Origin of the sequence: Stappia sp. TSB10P1A, from assembly GCF_900185725.1 — a bacterium.
Lineage (GTDB): Bacteria > Pseudomonadota > Alphaproteobacteria > Rhizobiales > Stappiaceae > Stappia.
This window is the reverse complement of the sequence record NZ_FYAU01000062.1, coordinates 1-1106: the sequence shown is the minus strand read 5'-3', so window position 1 is coordinate 1106 and position 1106 is coordinate 1. Positions and strand designations below refer to the sequence as shown.

The following is a 1106-nucleotide window of genomic DNA, read 5'->3' as shown; positions in this document are numbered from 1 at the left end:
TGGATTTCCGGGCCGCCGCTCATGAAACAGTACGGCACCTGGTACTGCATCCCCATCGCATCGCCATAGGGCGACGAGGTCGAGCGCACGAGCAGCGCAACGGGGTTGACGATCTGGCCCCGATAGAGCTGCTGCGTCTTGGTGCCCGGCGTACCGCTGCCGGCCGCCACGGTCTGGAAGTTGCGGTTGTTGGCGGCAAGGCGGTACTGCTCGAGCGTGACATCCCAGACCGTCAGCGAGATTACGAGCCCCTCTTCCGCGCGGAACGCCTTGACCGGCGCGGTGCGTCCCAGCGGCCGAACCAGATTGACCTCCTGGCTGTGCGCCACGGTCACCCCCTCCGGGTCGTAGTTGGCGTCGCCACTGGCGCCGATCATCGTCCACGCCGCCGGCGGCACTGTGCCCAGGGCGGGGAACGCGGTGCCGACCGCCGCCCACCAGGCGGTGAACGGGGGGGCGATGATTTCGAACGGCGCGGGCATCAGGACACCTCCTTAAGAGCGCAGGCAGGAAAAGTGGAAGCCGGTTTTCCGTCCGCCTGCGCGGCAGCGGAACCGAGGGAGGCCGGCCCGGTCACGAGACGGCCTCCAGCGCGTGGAAGATCTGGAAGGAGTGGAAGGCGAACGGCCAGACGGTGTCGCGATCGCGGCCGGCGGACAGGCCGCCAGCCACATCGGCCCAATGGATGAGGCACCCGGCAATGACCTGCCTGCGCAGATCCGTGATCCGCAGCCGGCACATGCGGGCGAGCGCATCGGCCTCAGAGGGCGTCGCGCCGTAGGCAAGCACGTCGACACGCTGGGTGTCATGCCGGACATAGGACCCGGCCGTCAGGGAGGCGCCGCCGGAGGCGCGCACGACGATGGCAGCGCGCGGCATCGACGCGGCCTCTTCCGCCGGCAGCCCGCCGCCGAAGATGCGCGAGGCCGTGGCGGCGGCGATGTCACCATCGGCCTCCAGCCATTCCACCAGCGCTGCGATCGGATCTGCCATTGCACCACCTCAAGACCCCGGCGGGTGCCGGGGTTACAGGAAGCGACTATGGCGGCGGCGGCGCGTGCCGGACATCCGCGCAGGTGCGCGGGAGACGTCGATATTCGGGGAGG

General features: G+C 69.6%; 2 protein-coding genes. Both read right to left on the bottom strand.

Annotated features, from left to right (window positions below; genetic code table 11):
* Nucleotides 1–482 (bottom strand): hypothetical protein (locus tag TSB10P1A_RS23490; RefSeq protein ID WP_186390395.1); only part of this gene is annotated, 482 nt, incomplete at its 3' end.
* A gap of 91 nt (nucleotides 483–573) precedes the next feature.
* Nucleotides 574–993, bottom strand: a complete 420-nt coding sequence (locus TSB10P1A_RS23485) for a DUF3168 domain-containing protein (protein WP_186390394.1) — start codon at nucleotides 991–993, stop codon at nucleotides 574–576.
* Nucleotides 994–1106: the final 113 nt, after the last annotated feature.

What these genes read in the sequence shown, in the direction of transcription:
- TSB10P1A_RS23485 (WP_186390394.1), bottom strand. Translation starts at nt 993, where the DNA reads ATGGCAGATCCGATCGCAGCGCTGGTGGAATGGCTGGAGGCCGATGGT.